Consider the following 3658-nt stretch of genomic DNA (forward strand, 5'->3'; position numbering starts at 1 on the left):
GTGGAGGACTGCTGGGGTGGGGGTGAGGCCGTGGGGACGTACGACGGCACGACGGCCAGCAGGACGTGCGGGGTGTGCGCGGCCAGCCGGGCGAGCAGGCCGTCCGGCGCGTGCAGCGCGGGGGTGTCGGCGACGGAGTCGACGACCGCGACGACGGCGTCGAAGCCGCCGCCCGCGACGTTGTAGGCGTAGCGCTCGCCGGGGCCGTCCGCCGGGTCGTCGTGCGCGGGGAAGACCAGGCGGGTGCGGATCGCGTACCCGGGGTCGTCCACCGCGAGGACGGGCGAGCGCGTGGTGGTCGAGTAGCGCACCTCGGCGTCGGTGATCCGCTCCAGCTCCCCGGCCAGCCGCAGCGGGGCGTACATCAACTCCTCGAAGCCCAGCACCAGCACCCGCCGGGCCCGCGCGGGCAGCGCCTCGGCGATCCTGGCGGCCATCGCGGGCAGCGCCCGCTCCAGCCGCTCCCGGTGCACCGGCCAGAACCCGTGCCGCCCGCCGTCGGGGACGCCTCGCGGCCAGCCCAGCTCGACCCGGACGGGCGTCGGTGTCCCCTCTGGCGCCCTCGTCCCGTCCGGCACGGTGGCCGTGCCCGGCACCGTCGTCGCGCTGTCGTACCGTGCGACGAGTTCCCGGCCGCGCCGCAGGACGTCCTCGGGCAGGCGGACCGTGCCGGAGGCGGTCGTGATCAGGTCGATGCGCGCGCCGATCTCGTGGGCGAAGCCGGCCAGGCGCTCGGCGTCCTGCGCGGACCGCGTGTCCACCAGGGCGACCACCACGTACCGCCGGCGCGGGTGTCGGGCGTGCAGGTCACGGATGGTGTTCAGCACCGTGTTCCCGGTGGAGAACTCGTCGTCCACCAGCACCAGCGGGCCGTCCCCGGCCAGCAGGGCGGGGTCCTCGGGGAGCAGCAGGTGGGAGGTGGCGTGCGAGTGGGACTCCTCGAAGCCGCCCGCCGCGGCGACGCCGGGCACGGGGCGGCGCGTGGAGTGCAGGTAGGGCGCCGTGCCCAGGCCGTCGGCGACCGAGTGGCCCAGCCCCGTCGCGGTCTCGGCGTACCCGAGCACCACCGCCGAGGCGGCCTCGTCCGCGCCCAGCAGGGCCCGCACCCGGCGGCCGAGCGCCAGTCCATGGCCGTGGACCACCGACGGGGACTGCGGCACGTGTTTGCCGAGCACGTGGGAGACGAGCAGGTGCGCCCGCCGGGGGTTGCGGCGCAGCGCCAGCCCCAGCAGCTGTGTCAGTTCCGCGTCGCCCTCCAGCTCGACCCCGAGCCGCTCGGCGACCCAGCTGCCGGACCAGACCCGGTCGTTGACTTCGTTGTTCATGCGTTCCCTGTGGTCAGTGGGCGAGCGGGTCAGCCGGGTATGCCCGCGGCGAGCAGTTCCACGAAGCCGACGTCCTGCCGGGCGACGCCGAAGACCTCCGCCCGCAGCAGGGTCCGCTCGGCCCAGGCCCGGTGCGGCTTCACCTCGTTCATCTTGTTGGTGTACGCCGATCTCAGCACGCCTCCGCCGCAGCGCTCCGGCCGCAGGATGTCCACCGCGTCGCTGAACTCCTCGTGGCTGACGACCGACAGCGCGTGCACCGGCAGCACATGGCTGGGGTGGATGCAGGTCTTGCCGAGCAGCCCGTTGGCCTGGTCCAGGGAGATCTCCCGCAGCAGCCCGTCCATCGCCTCCTCGATCAGCCTCTCGCGCAGCTCGGCCGCCTGCACCTGGACGAACGGGCTCTGCCGCAGCTGCGGCTTGAACATGCGGGTGCGCTTGCCGAAGTACTCCCACACCGGCCCGGTCACCGTGAACCCGGTGCCGTCGGCCCGGCCCAGCATGTTCACCACGTCGGCGATCACGGAGGCGACGACCTGGACGTCGTAGGCCGTCATGTCGGGGGACCTGCGCAGCCCGTAGGAGGAGCAGAAGTCGGTCACGCCCAGGCGCAGCGCCAGCACCCGGTCCCGGTACTTGTCGACGGCGCGGTAGATCCCCTCCAGGGTCTCCACCCGTGACTCCCGGTAGAGCAGCTCCGGCGATTCCAGGACCGGCATGGCGAACAGCCGCCGCCCGGCGACCGCTTCGGCCTCCTGCACCGCCTCCAGGAACGGCAGCCCCCGCTCCCCGGTGAACTTCGGCAGCACGAAACCGGACAGCAGTCGCACCGCCGGCCCCAGGCGCCGCACCAGGTCGGTGATCTGCCCGGGCACGCGCACCCGGACGAACAGCAGCGGCACGTCGGCGCCGTCGGGGTTCTCCCCTGTCCGGGCGCGGGCGGCGAGGTCGGTGAACTGGGCGACGAGGTTCTCCTCGCCGTAGGCCACGTCCGCGTCGCCGATCGAGTCCTCCAGGCACAGCACCATCGACACCACGCCGCGCGCGGCCTGCTTGAGGATGTCGTCGGCCAGGTGCGGCCGGGTGGCCGGGCTGTAGAGGGTGGCACCCAGCGCGGCGGACAGCAGCCGGGCCGGGGAGTCGGCGGTGAACTCCGCCGGCTCCTGGTGGAAGAGGCGCTGCCGCACCTCAGGGCTGAGGTGGCCGAAGTGACGCATGAAGCTCCCCCGTGGTGACGCGAGTGGCCGGTACGGACGGCCGTCCCGCCGGGTGCCGAGGGGGCTCCGGCCGGCCGAGCTGTCGAAAAAAGGTGGCCGGTAATAGTACGTACGAGTCCGTGTCCGGAGTTCCCGCGGGGCATGAATTTCTGGTGACCGGTACGGACTCGGACGGGTCGGCGCCGGCTCCGGCGGGCCTCGCACGGCCGGGGTACGGCCAGGGGTGCCGCCGGGGTGCGCCACGGCGCCCCCGCATTGTCGTGAGCAGGACCGAGCAGGCAGGATGATCGCATGACGCACGCGATGCTGAAGGGCTCGAACGTCCCGCTGGACGCCACCGCGGTACGGGCCGTCGTGCGCTGGACCCCCCGCCCGGGCGTGCCGGACGTGGACGCCTCGGCTCTGCTGCTCGGGGCCGACGGCCGGGTGCGCTCCGACGAGGACTTCGTCTTCTACAACCAGCCCCGGCACCCCTCCGGGAAGGTCTGGCGGCTCGGCAAGCGACGGGACGCGGAGGGCCTGACCGACACGATCCAGACGGATCTTTCCGGCGTCGAGCCGGGGGTCGGCCGGATCCTCCTCGTCGCTTCGGCGGACGGCGTCACCTTCGATCGCGTCACCGGTCTGCGCATCCTGCTGTACGACGCGGCCCTCGCCGATGCCGAGCCGCTGGCGTATTTCGACATCAAGCCCGAGACCGGCCGGGAGACGGCGCTGATCTGCGGCGAGCTGTACCGGCGCGGCGAGGGCTGGAAGTTCAGGGCGCTGGGCGAGGGCTACTCGAACGGGCTGAAGGGCCTGGCGACGGACTTCGGGATCTCGGTGGACGAGACGGAGCAGAGCGCCGGCTCCGACACCTCCGGCGCCTCCGCCACGCCGGCCGCGAGCGACGCGGCGGCGACGGTGGCCCAGCCGCTGCCGCCGGAGCAGCCGGTGCAGACGCCCCCGGCGGCGCAGCGGGCCTATGGGTATCCGCAGCCGGCGTACGGCTACCCCCAGCAGCCCGCCGCGGCGGCCACGGGGGCGAGTCCGGGGGCGGGGTACGGGTATCCCCCGCCGGTGGCGGGCGCACCGGACCCCGGGTTCCGGCTGCCGCCGCAGGGCCCGCAGTTCATC

General features: G+C 73.9%; 3 protein-coding genes. 1 reads left to right on the plus strand and 2 read right to left on the minus strand.

Annotation, left to right across the window (positions count from 1 at the left end):
• Nucleotides 1–1325, minus strand: a 1325-nt coding sequence (locus tag GV126_RS11645) for a phosphoribosyltransferase family protein (RefSeq protein ID WP_201299831.1), incomplete at its 3' end; no start/stop codon positions are given.
• Nucleotides 1326–1354: 29 nt separating this feature from the next.
• Entirely contained in the window at nucleotides 1355–2542 is a 1188-nt protein-coding gene (locus GV126_RS11650; RefSeq protein ID WP_159665322.1) for an HpcH/HpaI aldolase/citrate lyase family protein, read from the minus strand.
• A gap of 291 nt (nucleotides 2543–2833) precedes the next feature.
• Here GV126_RS11650 and GV126_RS11655 point away from each other — a divergent pair.
• On the plus strand, nucleotides 2834–3658 hold an 825-nt coding region (locus tag GV126_RS11655; protein WP_159665324.1), incomplete at its 3' end, for a TerD family protein.

The sequence above is a fragment of the Streptomyces mexicanus genome (assembly GCF_902506575.1).
Lineage (GTDB): Bacteria > Actinomycetota > Actinomycetes > Streptomycetales > Streptomycetaceae > Streptomyces > Streptomyces mexicanus.